Below are 22,889 nucleotides of genomic sequence, written 5' to 3'. Positions count from 1 at the left end.
AATGACTTTCCCGTGCCAGCGTAGGGGGCAAATTTACGCCCCTTCAAGCAAACGTCTTTCGGCTCTTTCTACCCGTCGCGGTTTACCCGCAATAACTAACACATCACCGGCTTGCAGCACATCGCCCGGATTGGGCTCGTTGATTTCCTGGCCGTCCCGGCGTAATCCCTGCAAACGCACCCGCATGCGCTGAAAATCAATATCACTCAATTGCCGTCCAAGACAGGCCGCGTTGTTATTCAAAACAACCGCATGCACAAACTCCAGTTTATCTTCTGTGCCATAGCTTATTTCAGTGGTTTCACCGGGATAGAAACCATGGAGATGATCATAGCGCCCCTGACGCTCCTCACGTACACGTCGTAGTATTCTCGACATCGGCACGCCTGCATAGTGCAACACTTGTGAGATTAACATCAGGCTGCCCTCTTGAATCTCCGGTACTACCTGACTCGCGCCCGCTTTATACAAGGCGTCTAGCTGATAGTCCCTTTTTGTCCTCACCATCAGGTTAATTTCACCGGCTATCTGCCGGGCAGCATTGATAACCTGCTTTGCCTTTTCGGGCTCGTCAAACGTCACGAGGATTAGGCTAGCACGAGCCGCTCCCGCATTTTCCAGAATATCTTTCTGACTGGCATCACCAAATAATATCGGTTCGCCAGCATTACGACTCTCGTAAACCCGCACGGGGTCGGCATCGATAGTAATAAATGCGATTCCTTCCAGTTTTAGCAGTCGGGCCACAGACTGCCCCACCCTGCCAAATCCAGCAATGATGATGTGATTGTTATATTCAGAGGCTTCAGGAATGGTGCTTTCGGGCTCAACATGGCGCATTTGCTTAGGCGAAAGCCGTTGTGCCCATGCAACGCTGCGATCCACCAACATGGGAGTGAGTGCCATACTGATAACCCCCATACTGATGATGATCGATGAGGTGCGCGCATCAATCACCCCTTCAGTGGTAGCCAGTGCCGCAATAACAAAACTAAATTCGCCAATCTGACACAACTTGATGCCGGTAGCCCAGGAATCAACTGAATCCCGCTTAAGTATTTTGGCGACCAACTGGAGCACTAACACTTTAAGCACCATTAACACCAATACCCCAGTGAAGATGAATAAGCCATCGGAAAACAGCACATCGAGTTTTAACTGCATGCCCACTGTGACAAAAAACAATCCCATGAGAATATCGCGGAACGGACGGATATCGGCTTCTAACTGATACTTGTACTGGCTCTCACCGAGCATCATACCCGCAAGAAATGCCCCCAACGCCATGGACAAGCCAAACACATAGGTGAGGCCGCCAGCAAGAATGGCAACTAAAATGGTAGTGAGAACGAACAGCTCATCGGTGCGGGTTTTGGCGACTTCTCGAAATATCCAGGGTAAAATCCACTTCCCTGCCGACAGGAGCATAATGACAACCACCACGCCCTTCACGAGCGCCATGATCAATGCGCTGGCCAGGCTGACATCCTGTTGCGATGCCATTAGTGGAATAACAATCAAAAATGGCACGACTGCCAAATCCTGAAACAGCAGAATACTGATCGCCATTTCAGTACGCCGATGATTAAGGGCACCGGCTTCGGTAAGTTGTTTAATCACAATGGCCGTTGAGCTTAATGCCAGCATGCCACCGATAATGACTGCGGGCCCCCATTCAAAGCCAAAGAAATGGACGATAACCGAGAATGTCCCAGTGGTAAAGACCATTTGTCCTAGCCCCACACCGAACACCAGGCTGCGCATCGACATCAATTTCGGCAAAGAAAACTCAAGACCAAGGGAGAACAATAAAAATACAATGCCGATTTCTGCCAGTAGATGCATGTCTTCAGGATGCAGAAATAGCTTGAGTACCTCCGGGCCCGCGAGTAGACCAGCGAACAGATAGGCGAGAATGGGGGGTAAATGCAGCTTGCGAAAAACTGCGACGCTGATAACAGCAAGAGCCATCAAGAAAACAATTTGTCCAAATCCACTCTCTACCACAACGACTCCTTGGTTTTTGCTGGCAAATACAGTTCAGGCCAAATCGCTCAATCTACCGACAAGTCAATTTTAGCGATGGCACAGCGTTTGCAGAATCCTCTGCATCAACGATGAGGCGGCAACTTTTTGACTAAAATGATTACTTTCATGTTGCCGCTGGTAAGTATAACGCATGGTTCCTGAGGAGCACGGTTTTGGAATTTTCAACATCCGCTTTTGAGCACGCTTTACCAGACAGCTTTTATCCTTTGGCGTCGACAGGACCGCGACTGAGTGCAGAACAAAAGAACGCGTTTCTTGGTCGAATTTTGTCTACCATAGACATTTCTGCCCTGGCGTCTTTGTACTTTCATCAGCTAAGACAACATGTTGCACTGGTTCATCTTAACCTGAGCGAAGCCGCTCGTCACCTGACGTATGGCCGTGCACCGGTTAAAAATCTGCCGGGCACTACCCTATCGCTGCCGCTTAGCAATCGCTCGGCTCAAGGCCCGGCACCTTATGTTCACTATATGTTCGCATCAGAGCCGAGCCGTGAAGAGCGACAATGCCTTGGTGAACTACACGTATTGTTCAGTCATCAGTTCAGCAACGCACTGGAGTTTGATCGCCTGAAAAAAATGGCGACAAAAGATGCGTTAACGAAACTAGGTAACCGCAATGCCTTTGATGAATCCTGCGACAGACTTACCAGTCGCGCGCTTCGCCACAGTGAAACCTTCGGGCTATTGATACTGGATCTGGACAACTTCAAGCATGTGAACGATAGCTTTGGTCATCAGGAAGGTGACAAAGTGTTGCTTACAGTGGCAACTGAGATCGCCGCAGTATTACGTGCTGAGGATGAAGCGTTTCGTATTGGCGGCGACGAGTTTTGTTGTCTACTGGATTGCTCAAAGAAAACATCGCTTAAACGCATCGCCGATCGAATTAGTTTGAAGATTGCTAACAATACCTTCCTGCATGATCACGGTATTTCCTGTAGCATCGGCGGTGCAGTTTTCCGCCAGGAAGACAGTATTTCTGACCTTATAGACAGAGCAGATAAAGCACTTTATCAGGTAAAAGGCGCAGGTAAAAACGCCTATCTAGCGGCATAGCTTGTCAGCCATTAAACCCGCTAAGAGGCAAATTGTTGCCTCTGGCTTTCATTCTGGCAGCGCGGTATCCACCAGGCGAATATCGAACTGCGCTTTCGCAGCTGCCGATAAATAAATGATTTTGTCGGTGAGAACCACTGCCACCGGGTGTTCATTGTCGATGATCACCGGTACCTGATTTCGTAGCCAGGTTGGCACCTTCCACTCTTTGAACCACTTCCCAGGCGTTTTTGCTAACGGGTTATTCAGTACCTGAAGTCGTTTTATTTCATGTGCCGCTACCACAGAAAAATCCCCCTGGCCGTCAATTTCGAAGGCGATTGGCCACCACGGTAACTGGATAATGGTACCGGGTGTCACTTTTTGCTGTTCAGGACGACTGAGTGACTCGGTAAGAAACAAGCTCTGATTGTAACGCCGAATATCGTACCCACTCATAGAAACCACTGGATTTGCATCACCCCTGGCCCCCATCGCTTGCAGTACTTCCTCGAGTTGAATTCGACTTGGCATTGGTTTGCGGTGAAGCCGAATCCAATAACGAATAACAGCACGCTGCCAGGGTAAAGACAAAGCTTGAATACGCGCCACTGACAAGGTGTTGTCAGCGTTCCTTGAAGATAAAAAACGTTCTTTTGTCACTTCATCGAGCAGCGCATTCTGCTCTTGAAGTAACTCCGCGGATTTGCTGACACTGCCGCCAAACTGCTCCCAACGCGCTGTTATCATGGGCAATATGGTTTGGCGAAGATAATTGCGGTCAAACCGAAGATCGGTATTTGATTCGTCTTCTACCCAATCAAGCGAAAGTGCCTTTGCCGCCTCTTCTAGGCTTGACCTTGATACATTCAACATAGGCCGAAGTAAAGCCACATCACACTTTGTCGACACCGCAGGCATCGCAGCAAGTCCGGCAGGTCCGCTCCCCCGCTTTAGTGCTAGCAATAAGGTTTCCACTTGATCATCTTGATGCTGACCCAACACCAGCGCCCCCTGCTCACGTTTACAGATATCCAGAAGTGCATCATACCGAGCATCACGTGCTGTCGCCTCAAGGCTGGTACGGGGTAAATCAGGCACCTGTACTTTCACCGCTGAGAAGCGAATATTTCGCTGTTCACAGAATTCCTGGCAATGCAGTTGCCATTGGTCGGCCTGGTCACTTAAACCATGGTGAATATATACGGCATGCAGAGGAGGTAATGATGTAGATGAAACGAGGGAGGAACAGGCTAGTGCATGGAGAAGAAAGGAAGAATCTACACCACCGCTGAACCCAACAATGAGTGTGGTAGGCGGTGATGTTAGCGAGGACAACAGTCGTTGAAGCGATTCGGTGATCTGCAGCATCAATGATGTTGCATCGACCTTTAAAGACATAGCTGTTGTCCCAGATTGTACTGCGGGTTTAGCAGTAACCGAAAGACATCAGTCTTTGGTAACGCTCTTCCATCAGATTTTCAACGTCTAACGATTTAAGCTGACTTAACTGCTGTTTGATGGTGGCTTTCAAATTTGCCGCCATACTGTCGTGATCGCGATGGGCACCACCAAGCGGTTCCTCAACAATACTGTTGATCAAACCAAGCTCTTTAATTTGCGGCGCACTCACGCCCATTGCTTCAGCAGCCAGAGGGGCTTTCTCTGCACTCTTCCACAGAATAGACGCACAGCCTTCTGGTGAAATAACCGAATAGGTAGAGTACTGGAGCATATTCACGCGGTCACCCACACCAATGGCCAGTGCGCCACCGGAACCACCTTCACCGATAACAGTACAGATGATGGGTACACGAAGCTGTGCCATTTCGAAAAGATTGCGGGCAATCGCTTCACTTTGGCCACGTTCTTCCGCTCCCACACCCGGATAGGCTCCCGGCGTGTCGATTAACGTAACGATTGGCAGATTAAAACGCTCCGCCATCTTCATCAGACGCAGGGCTTTGCGGTAACCTTCCGGCTTTGGCATACCGAAGTTACGTTTAATTTTTTCATGGGTGTCGCGACCTTTCTGATGACCAATCAGCATAATTGGCTGGTCATCAATTTTTGCCAGACCACCAACAATGGCTTTGTCGTCGGCATAAGCGCGGTCACCGGCCAGTTCATCGAACTCGGTAAAAATGCGGCCAACGTAATCCAGCGTATAAGGACGCATTGGATGACGGGCCAACTGAGAGATCTGCCATGCACCTAAGTCAGAGAAGATCTTTTTTGTCTGCTCTGCACTTTTCGTGCGTAATTTGGTGATCTCTTCTTCGATACCCACATCGAATTCACCACCCTGATTAACCAGCCGAAGCTCTTCGATTTTTGCTTCTAGTTCAGCAATCGGCTGCTCAAATTCCAAAAACTGTATACTCATTCTGTGTCCTATCTATACTACTTTTTACGCCTGTCAGTGATAACACATGGCGACTGACTGCTCACCCAGACACTGCTTTAATTCGTGCAACAATTGATCTTCCGGTGTCACGTACCACTGTGCACCGCAGGCCAGTACTGCCTCCGCATCCGGATGGACCACACGCATCTGTACCGGGCAACTGCCGCCGCGGTACGTCTGAAGAATTGCCTGTAGTGATGAAATTCGGTTTTCATCAATTTGCACTGTGTCTAATTCCAACATCAGTGCTCTTGCGTTCTGTTCTCTGGCCTGAACAATGTCCATTGCATCACGGGCAGAGATTGTATTGCCACCAGAGAAATCATCAAAGCTGACCTGTCCCTTTATTAGCAGGATACGGTCAGTTTCGAGAATACTCTCATATTTTTCGTACATATCCGGGAAGAAACGTACATCCATCCTTGCACTTTTATCATCCAGGGTAACAATGGCCCAGCGACGCCCTTTTTTATTGGTCATCACCCGTACGCCTAAGACTAAACCTACCGCAGAAGACATCTGGTCTTTTCCGGTAGGTTTAAGATCAACCAACCTGCCATCTGAGTAATGTTTAATCTCGTCAGCATATTGGTTAATCGGGTGGCCAGTGAGATACAATCCAAGGGTATCTTTCTCGCCATCCAGCCAAACCTTTTCCGGCCATTGTGGCACATCAGCAAAGGCTTGTTTAACGTCGTCGGGTTCTGTGGTCAACAAGCCGAACATATCTGACTGTCCAAACGACTCGGCTTTTGCATGCTGTCCGGCTGCGGCAATAGCTTCAGGCAACGATGCCATAATGGCGGCTCGATGCGGCCCCAGGTTATCCATCGCCCCGGCAAGCACCAATTTTTCTAGTACGCGCTTGTTAACCCGCTTAATGTCCACTTTAGCACAGAAATCAAACAAATCAGTAAAACTACCGTGTTGTTCCCGGGCTTCAATAATCGCTTCGATGGGGCCTTCGCCCACACCTTTGATTGCGCCAATGCCGTAAACAATACGACCCTGATCGTCCACGGTGAATTTGTATTTACCCACGTTGAGATCGGGTGGCAACATGGTCAGGCCCATACGATCAACTTCATCAACCAGGGTAACGATTTTGTCGGTATTATCCATATCTGCCGACATAACCGCAGCCATGAACTCAGCAGGATAATGCACCTTCAGCCATAGCGTTTGATATGACACCAGGGCATATGCCGCAGAGTGTGATTTGTTAAACCCGTATCCGGCGAACTTTTCCACCAGATCGAAAATTTTCATTGCCAGATCGGGATCGATGTTATTACCGGCGGCACCATCCTGGAAGGTTGACCGCTGCTTTGCCATTTCTTCGGGTTTTTTCTTACCCATTGCACGGCGGAGCAAGTCAGCGCCACCCAGGCTGTATCCGGACATTTCCTGGGCAATCTGCATAACCTGTTCCTGATACAGGATGATGCCGTAGGTGGGCTCAAGAATTTCTTTCAGACACTCATGCTGGTACTCCGCATCCGGAAATGAGATTTCTTCCCTACCGTGTTTACGGTCGATAAAGTTATCTACCATGCCTGATTGCAGCGGCCCCGGTCGAAACAGGGCCACCAGTGCGATAATATCTTCGAAGCAGTCTGGCTTCAGGCGCTTGATCAGCTCTTTCATCCCGCGAGATTCAAGCTGGAATACCGCTGTGGTTTCTGCAGCTTGTAGCGAGCGGAAACTCTTTTTATCTTCAAGGGGAATGGCGCTAATGTCTACATCCTCGCCTCGCCCTTCCTTAATCATATCCAGCGCCCACTGGATGATGGTTAAGGTACGCAGACCCAGGAAGTCGAACTTAACCAGACCGGCCGTTTCCACGTCATTCTTGTCGAACTGGGTTACCGGGTTTTTCCCTTCGTCATCGCAATACAGCGGCGCGAAGTCGGTAATGGTAGTGGGGGCAATAACCACGCCACCGGCGTGTTTACCGGCGTTACGGGTAACCCCTTCCAGAATGCGGGCCATATCGATGAGGTCTTTCACTTCCTCATCGTCGTTATATAGCTCTGGTAACCGTGGCTCCACTTCGAAGGCTTTACCCAACGTCATGCCAGGGTCTGACGGGATCAGTTTGGAAATACGGTCGACAAAACCGTAGGGATGACCAAGAACACGGCCCACGTCCCGCACCACGGCTTTTGCTGCCATGGTACCAAAGGTAATGATTTGAGAAACCGCCTGACGGCCGTATAGCTCTGCCACGTGGTCGATAACTTCGTCGCGACGATCCATACAGAAGTCAACGTCGAAGTCGGGCATGGATACCCGCTCTGGGTTAAGAAAACGTTCGAATAGCAGGTCGAATTCAAGCGGATCCAAGTCGGTAATTTTGAGCGCATAAGCCACTAATGAGCCGGCACCGGAACCCCGGCCTGGCCCTACAGGGATGCCGTTGTCTTTACTCCACTGGATAAATTCCATAACGATAAGGAAGTAACCGGGAAATCCCATTTGGTTGATAACGCCCAGTTCGATGGCCAAACGCTTATCGTATTCAGGTCGCTTTTCTGCCCGCTCAGCTTCATCCGGAAACAGAAACTCAAGCCGCTCTTCCAAACCTTCTTCTGACACTTTCACCAGAAAGTCTTCTGTAGTCATGCCGCCGGTTGGAAACTGCGGCAGGAAATACTCACCAAGGCGTACGGTAACATTACAGCGTTTAGCAATCTCCACCGTATTTTCGATGGCTTCCGGTATATCGCTGAACAATTCAACCATTTCTTCGGCAGAACGAAGATACTGTTGATCACTGTAACGCTTCGGACGGCGGGGATCGTCGAGGGTGTAGCCATCGTGAATGGCAACACGAATTTCATGGGCCTCGAAGCCTACCTTTTCGATAAAACACACTTCGTTAGTGGCGACCACCGGCAAACCAGCCTGTTCAGCCAGGTCTACGGCTCTATGCAAATAGTCCTCTTCCCCCGGGCGACCAGTGCGAATGAGTTCCAGGTAAAAACGATCGGCAAAATGCTGCTGATAAAAGGCCAGTGAGGCGTCTAGAATTTTCTGGTTATTCTTGGTGAGTGCAATGCCAATATCGCCGTGCATAGCACCGGACAGAATAATCACCCCTTCTGCATGCTCAGCCAGCCACGCCTGATCGATAACGGCCCGATGGTGCACTTCACCACGGAGGTAGGCTTTGGAGATCAGCAAGGTGATGTTTTTATAGCCCTCATTGTTCATTGCCAATAAGGTTAAACGGAAAGGCTCCTCGTCGAGCATTTCACTTTGCACCCAGAAATCGGTGCCAATAATAGGTTTGATACCGCGATTGTGGGCGTCGGAATAGTATTTCACCAGACCACACATGTTCATTTGGTCGGTGATCGCCACCGCGGGCATGTTGAAGGCTTCAACCTGCGCAAGGATGGGCTTAACTTTATTCAACCCATCCATCATCGAAAAGTCGCTGTGAACGCGAAGATGGATAAACGGCGTAGACATGCTTTGTTCTCTTATTTCTGGACAGCCAAACGCGCCTGAACAGGCTTAAAGGACATACGATAACACGGTAATACGCCGTACGCTTCTAAAGCTTCAAAATGTGCTTTAGTGGGATAGCCTTTGTGCCCGGCGAAATTATATTGGGGATACTGAGCATGTAACTCTATCATGTCGTTATCACGCTCAACCTTCGCCAAAATTGATGCTGCAGAAATCTCGGCATGCAATCCGTCGCCTTTGACAATCGCTTCTGCTGCATACGACCAGTCTGGCAGTCGGTTACCGTCTACTCGCACAAATTCGGGCTGTAAAGCCAGCCCTTCAACGGCACGTTTCATCGCCAGCATAGTTGCGTGGAGGATGTTGAGATGGTCGATTTCCTGCGGCGTAGCGCGGCCGATTGCCCAACTCAGGGCTTTTTGTTTAATTTCTTCAGCCAGCGCCGTGCGCTTCTTTTCAGACAGTTTTTTCGAGTCGTTGAGTCCTTCGATGGGATTAGCAGGGTCTAAAATCACCGCTGCAGTTACCACGTCACCCACCAGTGGTCCTCGACCTACTTCATCAACGCCGGCAATCAGTTTATTCATTAATAACCTCTGAAATGGCCTGGGCAGCCATTTTATCTGCATCCAGTTTCAAGCTTTTGTGTAACGCAGTGAAGCGCTGAATGAGCGCGGAATTATCTTTAGAAAACATAGGCACTAAGTATTCACACAGCGTATCTGGATTTACATCATCTTGAAGCAGTTCAGGGATCAGTGCTTCGCCAGCAAGCAAATTCGGTAAGGCAAAAAATGGCGCTCTGTACAGGCGCTGCATGATTTTGTAAGTGATCGGCGCAAGTTTATAACAGGTCACCATGGGGCGTTTGCACAGCATAGCTTCCAGCGTCGCCGTGCCTGATGCCAGTAAAATGGTATCGCTGGCAATCATCGCTTCTCTGGCATTCCCTTTGGTGAGTAATAACTCGCCATCGCTAAACCAGTCTTTGCAGTTTTCCTGTAAATAAGCCTGAATACCATCGAGACGATATCGATTCGCAGCGGGTAAAACAAAGCGAATACCGGGAACCAGGGTTTTGATTTTACGCATGGTTTCAGTAAACACGGGTAGCAACGCTTTTAACTCCCCACCACGGCTTCCAGGTAAAACGGCAAGCACTGGCGCGTTCGCGTCTAGCCCCAGAGAAGCGCGTGCTGCTTGCTGGTCAGGCTCAAGGGGTACGGCATCAGCCAGCGTGTGGCCGACAAAGGTGTAAGGTACCTGGTACTTGTCGTAAACCTGCTTCTCAAAAGGAAACAAGCCAAGTACGTGGTTGGTTGCTGCCTTTATTTTATGTATGCGTTTTTCTCGCCAAGCCCACACGGTTGGACTGACATAGTGCACCGTTTTAATACCCCGCGCTTTTAACGCCTTTTCTACACGCAGATTAAAATCTGGTGCATCAACGCCAATAAACACATCAGGGGGGTGAGCTTCGAAATGAGCAAGTAATTGCTTTTTTAATTTCAAAATGGCAGGTAAATGAGACAATACTTCAACCAACCCCATAACGGAGAGGGTTTCCATATCAAACAACGAGTGAAAACCCGCCGCTTTCATATTGTCACCACCGATGCCTTCGATAATGGCATCGGGGTATCGCTTTTTCAGTTCAGCAACCATACCGGCGGCGAGCACATCTCCAGATGGCTCACCTGCCACGATGCCGATTCGCAACGTTGAAGCGGGCATTTAGCGTAATATGCCCCGATGCGCGTTTTCCAGGAATGTGACCAATGCCTGGATATTTTCATCCTTCGCGGCAACATCCGCTAACTTAGCGATAGCTTCTTCAATGGTATTGTTATCGCGATACAGTGTGCGATATGCACGCTTCACTGCCATAATTTGCTCTGAGCTAAATCCGCGACGACGTAAGCCTTCAGAGTTAATCCCTGCCGTTACGTTCTTTTGACCATTAACCATAACGTAAGGAGGAACATCTTTCACCAGAATGGCACCGGCTCCGACGAATGCATGGCTTCCCACTTTACCGAATTGATGAATAGCGGCGCCGCCACCAAAGATAACAAAGTTACCCATGTGGACGTGTCCAGCCAACGACACATTGTTCGCCAGGATACAATCGTCACCCATTACCACATCGTGTGCTACATGGGCATTGATCATAAGCAGATTGCGGGAGCCAACACGTGTTATTGCATTATCCTGTATGGTACCCCGATGAACGCTACTGGACTCGCGGAATACGTTGTCGTCACCAATTTCCAGATACGTACGCTCGCCCGCGTACTTCTTATCCTGACAATCTTCACCGATTGAACAGAACTGGAAAAAGCGGTTACGTTTACCAATGGTTGTCGGACCCTTAATCACAACATGAGACTCAAGTACGCAATCGTCTCCGATTACCACTTCATCGCCCACATAACAAAATGGTCCAACCGTGACGTTTTTCCCAAGGGTAGCCTTGTCGGAAATCACGGCAGTAGAATGAATCACGTTATACCATCTCTCTTATTGCACACATGAATTCAGCACTACAAGCTTCTTCACCGTCGACGCTTGCGGTACCTCTGAATTTCCAAATCCCTCTGCGTTCTTTAATCAGGCTGACATCGAATTCCAGACGATCGCCAGGTGTCACAGGACGTTTGAACCGTGCACTGTCAATACCTGCATACAAGTATAGCTTATCGGATTTACCCATGGTTTTAAAACCAAGTACGCCAGCTGCCTGTGCCATTGCTTCCAGAATAAGCACGCCAGGGAAAATAGGGCGTCCCGGGAAATGACCGGTGAAGCAAGGTTCATTCATGGTGATGTTCTTGTACGCCTTTATGGACTCGCCTTCGACAAAGTCGGTAACGCGATCAACCAGCAGAAACGGGTAACGGTGTGGAAGTAGATCCAGAATTTCCTGGATATCAATTGTGTTGAGTGAGTTGGCCAAAAAAGCTCTCCTAATGCCAAAACAAGTCTGCATTTCACTTGCTGCAGACCGATTGCCGTATTTTATTTTTAAATGGCGGCAACCATACGCTTATATGCGCTAAAAACAAATCAGACCAACATCTCTCGACGTTAGTCTGTTTGCCGGGCAGATTAACTGCTCTGTGAAGTAAGCCGCCGTTAACCGGCGAAGGCATTACTTAATTTTCTTTACCTGCTCGAGCACTTGCTCAGAGATATCATGCTCATCAGCGGTATAAGCAACTGCACCAGCATTTAATACCAGGTCGTATTTACCTTTAGCAGCAACAGAATCAATCGCTTGTTTGATTAAACCTAACAGCTTATTACGCTCTTCGTTGCTACGACGTTGAATGTTTTGCTGTAACGGCTGACCTTTTTCTGCCAGTTGCTCACGAACGGCAAGGATTTTATCTTGCAGTTCTTTCTTCTCAGATTCGCTCATTGTAGCAGCATCGCGCTGAAGACGCTCTGCATAAAACTGGCCGTCTTTCTGAAGTTGATTCACTTCATCGATCTGGTCTTTAAATTCTACCTGGATGTTATTAGAGATCTCAGCGGCCTGCGGCATCGCCTGGAATACACCTTGCACATCTACTACGCCGATTTTCTGCTCAGCCATTGCAGATGCACTTACCAGTGCACTTCCTAACATCAGGGTTGCTACGAATTGTCTTGCCAACTGTTTCAAAAGGAACTCCTTTTTAAATTTTTAAAGCCCGGTTCACTTCCGGATTAGAATTAGAATGTTTGACCGATATTAAAGGTAAAGAATTTAGCGTCATCGCCTTCACGTTCTTGAATAGCGCGAGAGAAGCTAAAGACCATCGGCCCCATCGGTGAAATCCATTGTACAGAAATACCGGCGGAACTACGATACTGTGTCCAGTCGGAATAGTCTATCAATCCGCCAGAATTTGTACTGTACTGGGTTAAATCCTTGTACTTATCATAATCAAATTCAGTATCCCAAACGTTACCTACATCAATAAACATACTGGTACGTACTGAATTATCATATTCTGCATCGACAAATGGTGTGGGAACAATAAGCTCCACGCCACCAAGGGCCATGGCATTACCACCAAGGCTTCGTCTTGAAATGCTGATACCGTCGGTGGCGGAACCACCAGGATAAACCTGCCCATCCGGTCCAACAATACTGTTGGTGTTCCCGCGGATAATCCCACGAGGACCTACCGTGTTGTTCTCAAATCCACGCAGGGTGTCAGCACCACCGGCAGTGAAGTTTTCGGTAAATGGGAGGATTTGCTCGTTACCGTTCGTTTCGCCGTAACCATTACCGTAACCTAAACGAAGACGGGCCAATACGGTCCAGCGCGTGTCACGAGACAGTGGGAAATAAAACTTGGTATCGAGTACCGCTTTGAAGTAGTTAACGTCTGAATTTGGTGTCGTAACCGACAAACTGGCGCGCTGTGACGAACCGGCAGTTGGGAACAAACCTCTGTTCAGCGTGCTACGGCTCCACGCCACACTCGCCTGGTAGCTGTCGTAATTGATTGGCGCTTCTGGATCGGTCGCATCACGGAACTGGTTATAGAACTGTTCTGTCTGTTCGTAGTAACCGGTGTTATACAGTTCCACACTGGAATACGTCAGGCCAAAGTTAATCCGGTTTACTTCGTTGATCGGATAACCAATGTTTGCCCCAACAGACCAGCGTTTGGAGTTATATTGAATAACATTAAAGTCAGAACCATCGAATTCACTGTAACCGATAGTACCACCAAGGCTGATTCCATCTATGGTGAAGTACGGGTCGTTATAGGTAATTTGCGCAGAACGTTGATACGAAACAGTACTGACATTCAGGCCAACCTGTTTACCTGTACCAAGGAAGTTATTCTGCTGAATACCCGCCTGTAAGCTCAGTTTCGTCCGGTCACCATAACCAATACCGGCATTAAATGAACCTGAAGGCTGTTCTTTAACATTGAAGTCAACATCGACCTGGTCATCAAGTCCTGGCAATCGCGTGGTTTCGAATTCCACTTCTTCCATATAAGTCAGACGAGACAGGGATGCTTTCGACGTTTCAAGCGAGGTATTGGATAGCCAGGTCCCTTCCATCTGATTTACGTTCTGACGTAAAACGGAATCCGAAGTGACAGTGTTACCTTCAAAGTTGATCCGGCGCACATAAATACGTTTACCCGGGTCGACAGAAAGCGTCAGTTTAACGGTTTTATCTTCATCGTTAATTTCTGGCACCGTGGTCACTGTAGGATAAGCATAGCCAAAGCGGCCCAGATACTTACTAATAAACTCTTCGGTGTAGGTCACTTCCGCTTGGTTGTACAGCTCACCAACGTTAATCGGTAACACTAAACGGATGTATTCTTCGTTACCTAATAAGTCACCAACCAGTTCAACATCAGAAACGGTATATTGCTCACCTTCGTTTACATTCAGCGCAATATAAATGCCGTCTTTCTCTGGCGTCATTGAGACTTGCGTTGAATCGATGTTAAAGCGCAGGTAACCGCGGTCCATATAGTGACTGCGTAAGGTTTCCATATCGCCCTGCAGCGTTTGCTGCTGATAACGGGTTTCGGATAAGAAATCCCACCACGGCGTATCAAACTGAAGTTCGAGGTCTTTCATCAACTCTTCATCAGAGAACACCGAGTTACCCACGATGTTAATCTGTTGAATTTCGGCGGCATCGCCTTCTTCGAAGAGTAGCTTGAGATCGACCCGGTTACGAGGCAGCGGGGTAACAATCGCAGACACGTCAGCGTTGTATTTACCGATGCTGTAAAAGAAATCTTTCAGGCCATTTTCAATTGATGTTAGAACAGTTTTGTCCAACGGCTCGCCAATTCGAACGCCATTACCATCCAAACTTTCCTGCAATTGTTCATCTTTGATATCGTCATTTCCTTCAAAGATGATGTTACTGATAGTAGGACGCTCTGCGACCTTAACCACCAATGTATTACCATCGCGAAGGATCTCAACACGCTCAAAATGCGTAGAAGAGTATAGTGAACGGATTGCCTGGGTGATTCGGAAACTGTTGAGTCGATCACCTACCTGTACCGGCAGATACGTCAGCGCTGCACCTAATGCAACACGTTGCAAACCGATGACTTTGATATCTTCAACAACGAATTCACTGTCAGACACTGCAGCATTGGCGAAGCTAGCACTGGACGCCATGAGTCCGGCTGCTACTAACTGATTTAACTTCATCTATTCTTTTGTTCCTGGCCGCGTTTTGCTGTTCTAATTTAAAATGGTCGTCTACATTTATCTGTATCTGTTTATCACACCAACAGACAAGCTAAGATGTAAAGCGACTTATATCGTTAAAAATGGCAATGCTCATCATCATAAAGAGCAATGCGCCGCCAATTTTAAATCCGGTTTCCTGAATCCTTTCAGGTACTGGCTTTCCGGTGACCCACTCGATGACATAAAACAGCAAGTGACCACCATCCAGCATAGGAATTGGCAACAAGTTGATAATGCCAAGACTGACACTGATCAACGCTAAAAAACTCAAAAAGTAAGTCAGGCCATACCCTGCACTCACCCCTGCACCCTGTGCAATGGAAATCGGGCCGCTAAGATTGTTCAGCGACACATCGCCGGTTACTAGCTTACCTAGCATTTCAACACTGACAGCCGTTAAGCGCCAGGTTTTATCCGCCGCCTTTACAATGGCGTCGAACGGACCATACTGATGCACAAACACATAGCCCTCGGGCCAGGGTTCAGCCAGCGGACTAACGCCCAAAAAGCCAGTTTGGCCATTTGGCGTGTCGCGGCGGGCGATAGTGGCATTAATTACACGCGTCTGTCCATCGCGTTTTATGGTTAAGGCTACGTCTTCACCAGGTAACGCTTTCACCTGCTCTACCAGCGACTCCCAGCTTGCAATCTTAACATTGTTAAGCGCAACCAGAGAATCACCGACTAACAATCCGGCTTGCTCTGCTGGGCTATCTGCAGAGACAAGACCGATATTCAGCGTTATGGCAGGCCTGAATGGCACGATACCCAAACTGTTTAATGCAGACTGCTTTTCTGGATCAAAGTTCCAGTTACTGATGTTTAATTCAACCTGACTGGTTATTCCTTGCGCATTCTTTACAGTAATTGGCACAAAATCGCCACCGATAGCCGAAACCAGTTCCAGATTGACCGACTCCCAGTCCAACGTGTCGTGCCCGTCTACGCCAACAATTTCATCGCCACTATGCAGCTGTGTTTGCGCGGCAATACTTTGAGGTAACACTTCCCCCACTACGGGTTTAACTTTGTTTTGACCGATCAGAAACATGGCGGTAAGGGCAATAACCGCAAAAATAAAGTTAACCCCGGGCCCTGCGGCAATAATCGCCATGCGCTGTAAGACCGGCTTGTTGTTGAAGGCCAGGTGACGTTTTTCTTCCGGTACGGTATCCACGCGCTCATCAAGCATTCGTACATAGCCACCCAGAGGGATAGCGGCGACGGCGAACTCGGTACCTTTTTTGTCTACCCGTGTCCAGAATGGCTTACCAAAACCAATGGAGAAGCGTTCAACATGCACCCCGCATAACCGGGCAACGTAAAAATGCCCCCATTCATGTACGGCCACCAGAATACCCAGCGCCACAACAAATGAACCTAAACTCCATAAAAACGACAACACTACGCGATACCCCTTACCAATTCCCTTGCCACATCACGGGCTTTGCGATCTTCTTCAAGGATTTGTTGGAGAGACGAAACGCTCACAGGTTCCAATTTATTCAGTGTTTCTTCGTTAATTCGCGCAATATCAGTAAAACCCACCTCGCCGTCGAGGAACGCCGCAACGGCAATTTCATTCGCCGCATTCAAACGGGTGGTCGCGGCTTGCCCCGCGTTACAGGCATCGATGGCAAGTTTAAGGTTGGGATAACGCTCATAACAAGGCGAGGAAAATGACATGTCTGCCATTTTTGCAAAGTCGAGGGCTTCTACACCCGCGTCAATTCTTTCTGGCCACGCAAGCCCATAAGCGATAGGCGTACGCATATCAGGATTGCCAAGCTGAGCAATCACTGAACCGTCGTTATACTGCACCATAGAATGAATCACACTCTGAGGATGCAGCACAACGGTGATGTCATCTGATGTGGCGCCAAACAACCAGCAGGCTTCGATAAATTCTAGACCCTTGTTCATCATGGTGGCGGAATCAACGGTAATTTTACGCCCCATCGACCAGTTCGGATGATGACAAGCCTCTTCCACGGAAATCTCGGAAAAAGTGGCTAGCGCGCGCTCGCGAAACGGACCACCAGAACCGGTAAGTAGAATTTGCTTGATACCGGAAGCCGCGAGCTCGCCGTATTCAAAATTATCGGGCAAACACTGAAAAATAGCATTGTGTTCGCTATCGATAGGCAGGATTTCTGCGCCGGATTGACGTGCGGCATCAATAAATAATGCGCCAGACATCACCAGGGCTTCTTTGTTAGCTAACAACACCCGTTTACCCGCCTTCACCGCAGCAAGAGTTGGTAACAGGCCTGCAGCACCGACAATCGCTGCCATTACTGACGTAACTTCAGGGGCACTCGCCACTTCTTCAAGGGCTTTATGGCCACAGAGAATTTCAGATTCAACCTGCATATGGGCCGCCATTTCACGGGCTTTGTCGTACAGGTTGTCATCGGCAAGCACCACATAGCGTGCTGCGCTGTCTTTCGCCTGTTGTAACAGCTTTTCAATTTGCTGATTACCCGTGATGGCAAAAACCCGGTACTTGTCCGGGTGGCGATTTATGACATCGAGTGTACTGCAACCGATGGAGCCGGTTGCACCAAGAATAGTAACGGTTTGCATCATGCCATCCAGGTTACATAACAGAAGGCAAATACTGGGAATGCCGCAGTCAGGCTGTCGATCCGATCGAGAATACCACCATGACCAGGCAACAATTTACCGCTATCTTTAATACCGGCACAGCGCTTGAGCATACTTTCATTCAAATCGCCCAATGCTGAAACAGCAACGGTAATACCGCCAATGAGAAGGTGTAGCCAAATGCGATCGGTAGCGACCTGGTAATGCAAAGCGGCAAACGCAATAATCGCAAAAGAGGCGCCAATACCGCCAATGAGCCCCTCTAGGGTTTTACCCGGAGACACATTCGGACGCAGCTTATGACGACCGAATTTAACACCACTGAAGAAAGCACCGATATCCGCCGCCCACACAATACCCAGCACATAAAAAATAAGCGATGAGCCATACAGGGTGTCTACATCATGCAAGCTGGTACGTAAGCTGATAACGGCCACCCATGTAGGAATGAGCGTTAACAGACCAAAGCCCAATCGAATAAGGTTGTTATTGCGCCAGAACGTGGAATAGCGTGGATAGAAGATGATCATCCAAAGCGAGAATAACCACCAGATAACAGAGATACCAAGAATGAAGTGATAGAGACCATGTAGCTGGCCCTGATACCAGATGTCTGATGCGTTCACTAAAGACGACAACACCAGACAGAGTGCAAAGACAAACGCCGCAAACATGGCCTTACGAGGACGGGCCTTAATGCCAGACATATTTGCCCACTCATAGCCACCCAGACCGATGACACCGGCAATGGCTACCTCAAACCACCAGACAGGCAGAAAAAGGATCGCGATAAGCGCCAGTGGCGCCAGAATTAATGCTGTTATTATCCGTTGTTTTAGCATAATTGGCGTTGTGCTCCTGATGACGGAGAGCGCTCCGTCTTAATGGCGCAGGCTCAGCTTAAGGAACGCTGACCTGCTCGCCTGTAAGACCGAACCGACGCTGACGCTGCTTGAAGTCATTGACAGCTTGCTGAAATACGTCCTCGGAAAAATCCGGCCACAGTACGTCGGTAAAATAAAGTTCCGCATAAGCACATTGCCACAGCAAGAAATTACTGATGCGATGTTCGCCCCCAGTACGGATAAGTAAATCCAGTTCCGGTAAACCCGCGGTAGAGATGTGAGAGTCGAACGTAGCTTCTGTGATTTCTGAAGACGACATTTTGCCTTCGCTCACGGCCTCACTGAGTTGACGGGCGGCATTGACAATATCCCAGCGACCACCGTAATTAGCGGCAATATTTAGCACTAATTCCTGGTTATCTGCTGTCATCGCTTCGGCTTTCCGAATCTTTTCAGTAAGCTTGTCATCGAAAGCTGACACATCACCAATCACCTTGAGACGTACGCCATTTTTGTGCAAGCGTTTTGCCTCGTTGTTCAAAACCAAATTGAACAACTCCATAAGCACCGACACTTCTTCTTCGGGACGTTTCCAATTTTCACTGGAAAAAGCGAAAAGAGTCAGTGATTGAATATTATTCTGACGAGCAAAACGTACCACTGCACGAACAGATTCCACGCCGGCTTTGTGTCCGAACGTTCTGATTTTGCCCTTTTTTTGCGCCCATCGACCATTTCCGTCCATGATGATCGCAACGTGCTGAGGTCCTGGCACGGAGGCCAGGACATCAGTTTTTTCAGGCGCTGTGTTAGACCGCATTCCTAACATAGTAACTATTTAAATTTCCATTAGTTCTTTTTCTTTGTCTGCCAGCATGGCATCCACTTTTTTGATGAAATCGTTAGTCAGCGACTGAATATTTTCTTCCGCTGCACGACTTTCATCTTCGCTGATTTCTTTTTCTTTCAGCAGGTCTTTTACGTCACCGTTCGCATCACGACGGATGTTACGGATAGCAACACGTCCACCTTCTGCTTCGTTACGTACAACGCGGATTAAATCTTTACGACGCTCTTCAGTAAGCGGTGGTAAAGGAATGCGGATTGAACCGCCCGCGCTCATTGGGTTAAGACCCAGGTCAGACTGCATAATCGCTTTTTCAACGGCCTGAATCGCGCTCTTATCGAATACGCTCAGTGCCAGTGTGCGGCTGTCTTCTGCAACCACGTTAGCAACCTGCTTAAGGGGTGTGTCTACGCCGTAATATGGCACCATGATGCCGTCGAGCAGACTAGGGTGTGCTCGACCTGTGCGAATTTTGCTTAGCTGACTTTTCAGTGCGCTGATGCTTTTTTCCATGCGCTCTTGCGCATCCATTTCTATCTCATCAATCACAGTTGTTTCCTATTTCTTACTTTAAATTTTCAGGATGGTCGATCAGTGTGCCTTCCTGCTCACCCATTACGACGCGCTTAAGGCATCCGGGTTTATTCATGTTGAATACGCGAATAGGCATACGATGATCACGGGCCAGGGTGAAAGCAGATAAATCCATTACTTTCAGCTCTTTCTCGAGCACTTCCTGATAGGACAGTGTCGGGTAAAGGGTCGCATCTGGGTTTTTCACCGGATCGTCGCTGTACACGCCATCAACTTTCGTCGCTTTAAGCACAGCTTCAGCTTCAATTTCGATACCACGTAAGCACGCAGCAGAATCGGTGGTGAAGAAAGGATTACCGGTACCCGCAGAAAAAATAACTACACGGCCGGATTTTAGCAGACTAATGGCTTCAGCCCAGTTGTAGGCGTCACAAACGCCATTCAGAGGAATGGCTGACATCAGGCGGGCGTTTACGAAGGCACGGTGCAAGGCATCACGCATAGCCAGACCGTTCATAACGGTGGCCAGCATACCCATGTGGTCACCAACAACGCGGTTCATGCCCGCTTTGGCCAGACCTTCACCACGGAACAGGTTACCGCCACCGATAACCAAACCCACCTGCACACCTAATTCAACCAGCTCTTTAATTTCCTGAGCCATTCTATCAAGAACTTTGGGATCGATACCGAACCCTTCTGAACCCATCAGCGCTTCACCGCTGAGTTTTAACAAAATACGTCGATAGGCTGATTTTGGTGTGATACTCATTATTTGAATAGTCCTTATGAATTCGGCTTGTCTCATGCCTCGTTGTGCTCAACAAGAAATGACGCAAGCCGACTCGTTACAAGCGATATTTTTTATGATGGTTCGGGCTGTCTGCCCTACTCATAAAAAAGCACCCCCGAAGAGGTGCTCTGTAGTGTATCCGACATTGGCCGAATGAAAAAGCGAAACGCAGAATTATTTCTTCGCTGCTTCCATTTGCGCCGCAACTTCTGCTGCGAAGTCTTCAGATTTCTTCTCGATACCTTCACCCACTTCAAAACGGATGAAGTTAACAACGTCAGCGCCTTTGCTCTTCAGCAGTTCGCCAACAGAAACTGAAGGATCTTTAACGAAAGGCTGACCTGTCAGGCTGATTTCGCCGGTGAATTTCTTCATACGGCCAGCAACCATTTTCTCAGCGATATCAGCAGGCTTACCAGACTGGATAGCCAGCTCTACCTGGATTTCTTTCTCTTTTTCTACAACTTCAGCTGGAACGTCGTCAGGCTTAACGAACTGAGGGCTTGCCGCTGCAACGTGCATTGCTACGTCTTTAGCCAGTTCTTCGTCGCCACCGTTTAAGATAGCGATTACGCCGATACGACCGCCGTGCACGTAGGCACCTAAGTTGTCGCCTTCAACGTTGATAACGCGACGAGGAGAGATGTTTTCACCGATTTTAGCAACTAGTGCGTCACGTACTTCGATTACTTTCGCGCCGTCTAGTTCAGCTTCGTTCAGCTCTTCTACAGAGTTGATGTTGCCAGCGTGTGCAACGGCCAGAATTTTGTTACCGAAGCCCAGGAAACCTTCGTCACGAGCAACGAAGTCAGTTTCACAGTTAACTTCCATCATGGTTGCGCGGTTGCCTTCAACCTGAGTCAGGATTACACCTTCAGCGGCGATACGGCCAGCTTTCTTAGCGGCTTTAGCCTGACCAGACTTACGCATGTTTTCGATGGCCAGTTCGATGTCACCATCGGTCTCAACCAGCGCTTTTTTACAATCCATCATACCTGCGCCGGTACGCTCACGCAGTTCTTTAACAAGTGCTGCAGTCACTGCCATTTTTCAATTCCTCAGCATTAAACATTAATAAGGTAAAAGGGGCGATGTATGCCCCTCTTCAGATATTCGTTATTTTTGATGACAGTGGCATGTCAGTGCCATAACCACTGTCACCCATCAGATCTGATTACTCAGCCGCTTCTACGAAGTCGTCTTGTTCAGCCTGAACTTCAAGGTTGCTTTCGCGACCTTTGTTTACTGCGTCAGCAGCTGCATCAAGATACAGCTGAACCGCACGGATCGCGTCATCGTTACCAGGGATGATGAAATCAACACCGTCAGGGTTAGAGTTAGTATCTACAACACCAACTACAGGGATACCCAGGTTACGTGCTTCAGTAATTGCGATGTGCTCGTGATCGGCGTCGATTACAAAGATCACGTCAGGCAGACCGCCCATGTCTTTGATACCGCCCAGGCTGCTTTCCAGCTTGTCCATTTCACGTTGCAACATCAGTGCTTCTTTCTTGGTCAGCTTCTCGAAAGTACCGTCTTGAGACTGTTGCTCAAGATCTTTCAGACGCTTGATTGACTGACGAACTGTTTTCCAGTTAGTCAGCATACCGCCCAACCAACGCTTGTTCACATAGAACTGGTCGCACTTAGCAGCAGCATCTTTAACTGCTTCGCCAGCTGCGCGCTTAGTACCTACGAAAAGGATTTTACCTTTCTTAGAAGCAACACCTGACAGGTAGTTCATAGCTTCGTTAAACAGAGGTACTGTTTTTTCCAGGTTGATGATGTGAACTTTGTTACGAGCACCGAAGATGAAAGGCTTCATCTTTGGGTTCCAATAGCGAGTTTGGTGACCGAAATGCACACCGGCTTTCAGCATGTCACGCATTGATACGTTTGCCATGATATTTTCCTCTTGGGGTTAGGCCTCCATATACCCCTTCCATCGATCCGCATTTAAGCCATTAAGACTTAGCAGACACCCCGATGTCAGTGTCGGTATATGTGTGTTATTTAAAAAGTTTATTTACGTTTACGGTGGCTTAAAAAATGG

Annotated in this window: 19 protein-coding genes; 1 reads left to right on the top strand and 18 read right to left on the bottom strand. The window is 48.5% G+C overall.

What is annotated here, in order from left to right; translation table 11 throughout:
• Positions 1-33 precede the first annotated feature (33 nt).
• Entirely contained in the window at positions 34-1,971 is a 1,938-nt protein-coding gene (locus ACXAFQ_RS01075; RefSeq protein WP_474818391.1) for a cation:proton antiporter domain-containing protein, read from the bottom strand.
• A 230-nt stretch (positions 1,972-2,201) separates the two neighbouring features.
• Here ACXAFQ_RS01075 and ACXAFQ_RS01070 point away from each other — a divergent pair, with 230 nt between their 5' ends.
• Positions 2,202-3,107, top strand: a complete 906-nt coding sequence (locus ACXAFQ_RS01070) for a GGDEF domain-containing protein (RefSeq protein ID WP_474817760.1) — start codon at positions 2,202-2,204, stop codon at positions 3,105-3,107.
• A 48-nt stretch (positions 3,108-3,155) separates the two neighbouring features.
• Here the strand turns inward: ACXAFQ_RS01070 and tilS are convergent, their stop codons facing one another.
• From tilS to rpsB, 17 genes are all read right to left on the bottom strand, one after another.
• Entirely contained in the window at positions 3,156-4,487 is a 1,332-nt protein-coding gene (gene tilS / locus ACXAFQ_RS01065; protein WP_474817759.1) for a tRNA lysidine(34) synthetase TilS, read from the bottom strand.
• Between the two features lie 28 nt (positions 4,488-4,515).
• Positions 4,516-5,472 carry an acetyl-CoA carboxylase carboxyl transferase subunit alpha gene (accA, locus tag ACXAFQ_RS01060; protein ID WP_070127105.1) on the bottom strand — a complete coding sequence of 319 codons (957 nt, stop codon included), beginning with the start codon at positions 5,470-5,472 and terminating at the stop codon, positions 4,516-4,518.
• A 33-nt stretch (positions 5,473-5,505) separates the two neighbouring features.
• A complete protein-coding gene (gene dnaE / locus ACXAFQ_RS01055; RefSeq protein WP_474817758.1) occupies positions 5,506-8,970 on the bottom strand; it encodes a DNA polymerase III subunit alpha in 3,465 nt (1,154 codons plus the stop codon).
• Between the two features lie 11 nt (positions 8,971-8,981).
• Positions 8,982-9,557 (bottom strand): ribonuclease HII, encoded by a 576-nt coding sequence (rnhB, locus tag ACXAFQ_RS01050; RefSeq protein WP_070127108.1) that lies wholly within the window; start codon positions 9,555-9,557, stop codon positions 8,982-8,984.
• Positions 9,550-10,704 carry a lipid-A-disaccharide synthase gene (lpxB, locus tag ACXAFQ_RS01045; protein ID WP_474817757.1) on the bottom strand — a complete coding sequence of 385 codons (1,155 nt, stop codon included), beginning with the start codon at positions 10,702-10,704 and terminating at the stop codon, positions 9,550-9,552. The genes rnhB and lpxB overlap by 8 nt, the downstream gene beginning before the upstream one ends.
• Entirely contained in the window at positions 10,705-11,475 is a 771-nt protein-coding gene (gene lpxA, locus ACXAFQ_RS01040) for an acyl-ACP--UDP-N-acetylglucosamine O-acyltransferase (protein WP_474817756.1), read from the bottom strand.
• 1 nt (position 11,476) lies between these two features.
• Positions 11,477-11,926, bottom strand: a complete 450-nt coding sequence (fabZ, locus tag ACXAFQ_RS01035) for a 3-hydroxyacyl-ACP dehydratase FabZ (protein ID WP_474817755.1) — start codon at positions 11,924-11,926, stop codon at positions 11,477-11,479.
• 195 nt (positions 11,927-12,121) lie between these two features.
• Entirely contained in the window at positions 12,122-12,637 is a 516-nt protein-coding gene (locus ACXAFQ_RS01030; protein WP_083273186.1) for an OmpH family outer membrane protein, read from the bottom strand.
• 50 nt (positions 12,638-12,687) lie between these two features.
• Complete coding sequence (gene bamA / locus ACXAFQ_RS01025) at positions 12,688-15,165, bottom strand: outer membrane protein assembly factor BamA (protein WP_474817754.1); 2,478 nt, start codon at positions 15,163-15,165, stop codon at positions 12,688-12,690.
• Between the two features lie 91 nt (positions 15,166-15,256).
• A complete protein-coding gene (gene rseP / locus ACXAFQ_RS01020; RefSeq protein ID WP_474817753.1) occupies positions 15,257-16,612 on the bottom strand; it encodes a sigma E protease regulator RseP in 1,356 nt (451 codons plus the stop codon).
• On the bottom strand, positions 16,612-17,793 hold the full coding sequence (gene ispC / locus ACXAFQ_RS01015; RefSeq protein ID WP_474818390.1) for a 1-deoxy-D-xylulose-5-phosphate reductoisomerase: 1,182 nt from the start codon (positions 17,791-17,793) through the stop codon (positions 16,612-16,614). Before ispC ends, rseP begins: the two co-directional genes overlap by 1 nt.
• The gene (locus ACXAFQ_RS01010) at positions 17,793-18,656 is read right to left on the bottom strand and encodes a phosphatidate cytidylyltransferase (protein WP_070127117.1); all 864 of its coding nucleotides are present in this window, start codon (positions 18,654-18,656) and stop codon (positions 17,793-17,795) included. The genes ispC and ACXAFQ_RS01010 overlap by 1 nt, the downstream gene beginning before the upstream one ends.
• A 58-nt stretch (positions 18,657-18,714) precedes the next feature.
• Complete coding sequence (gene uppS / locus ACXAFQ_RS01005) at positions 18,715-19,479, bottom strand: polyprenyl diphosphate synthase (protein WP_474817752.1); 765 nt, start codon at positions 19,477-19,479, stop codon at positions 18,715-18,717.
• Positions 19,480-19,497: 18 nt separating this feature from the next.
• Positions 19,498-20,055 (bottom strand): ribosome recycling factor, encoded by a 558-nt coding sequence (gene frr / locus ACXAFQ_RS01000; protein WP_070127119.1) that lies wholly within the window; start codon positions 20,053-20,055, stop codon positions 19,498-19,500.
• A gap of 16 nt (positions 20,056-20,071) precedes the next feature.
• On the bottom strand, positions 20,072-20,812 hold the full coding sequence (gene pyrH, locus ACXAFQ_RS00995) for a UMP kinase (protein ID WP_070127121.1): 741 nt from the start codon (positions 20,810-20,812) through the stop codon (positions 20,072-20,074).
• Positions 20,813-21,007: 195 nt separating this feature from the next.
• Complete coding sequence (gene tsf, locus ACXAFQ_RS00990) at positions 21,008-21,880, bottom strand: translation elongation factor Ts (RefSeq protein WP_474817750.1); 873 nt, start codon at positions 21,878-21,880, stop codon at positions 21,008-21,010.
• Between the two features lie 127 nt (positions 21,881-22,007).
• Positions 22,008-22,739, bottom strand: a complete 732-nt coding sequence (gene rpsB / locus ACXAFQ_RS00985; protein ID WP_070127124.1) for a 30S ribosomal protein S2 — start codon at positions 22,737-22,739, stop codon at positions 22,008-22,010.
• Positions 22,740-22,889: the final 150 nt, after the last annotated feature.

Source organism: Alteromonas sp. ABH2_165, from assembly GCF_056159945.1.
Note: the sequence above shows the minus strand (reverse complement) of the source record. Positions and strands in the feature narration are given on the sequence as shown.

Bases quoted from the DNA above. Each gene is read 5' to 3' on its own strand.
- ACXAFQ_RS01075 (WP_474818391.1), bottom strand. From the start codon at position 1,971: ATGGCTCTTGCTGTTATCAGCGTCGCAGTTTTTCGCAAGCTGCATTTA.
- bamA (WP_474817754.1), bottom strand. From the start codon at position 15,165: ATGAAGTTAAATCAGTTAGTAGCAGCCGGACTCATGGCGTCCAGTGCT.
- pyrH (WP_070127121.1), bottom strand. From the start codon at position 20,812: ATGAGTATCACACCAAAATCAGCCTATCGACGTATTTTGTTAAAACTC.
- ACXAFQ_RS01010 (WP_070127117.1), bottom strand. From the start codon at position 18,656: ATGCTAAAACAACGGATAATAACAGCATTAATTCTGGCGCCACTGGCG.
- tsf (WP_474817750.1), bottom strand. From the start codon at position 21,880: ATGGCAGTGACTGCAGCACTTGTTAAAGAACTGCGTGAGCGTACCGGC.
- rnhB (WP_070127108.1), bottom strand. From the start codon at position 9,557: ATGAATAAACTGATTGCCGGCGTTGATGAAGTAGGTCGAGGACCACTG.
- tilS (WP_474817759.1), bottom strand. From the start codon at position 4,487: ATGTCTTTAAAGGTCGATGCAACATCATTGATGCTGCAGATCACCGAA.
- dnaE (WP_474817758.1), bottom strand. From the start codon at position 8,970: ATGTCTACGCCGTTTATCCATCTTCGCGTTCACAGCGACTTTTCGATG.
- accA (WP_070127105.1), bottom strand. From the start codon at position 5,472: ATGAGTATACAGTTTTTGGAATTTGAGCAGCCGATTGCTGAACTAGAA.
- uppS (WP_474817752.1), bottom strand. From the start codon at position 19,479: ATGCGGTCTAACACAGCGCCTGAAAAAACTGATGTCCTGGCCTCCGTG.
- ispC (WP_474818390.1), bottom strand. From the start codon at position 17,793: ATGCAAACCGTTACTATTCTTGGTGCAACCGGCTCCATCGGTTGCAGT.
- rpsB (WP_070127124.1), bottom strand. From the start codon at position 22,739: ATGGCAAACGTATCAATGCGTGACATGCTGAAAGCCGGTGTGCATTTC.
- lpxB (WP_474817757.1), bottom strand. From the start codon at position 10,704: ATGCCCGCTTCAACGTTGCGAATCGGCATCGTGGCAGGTGAGCCATCT.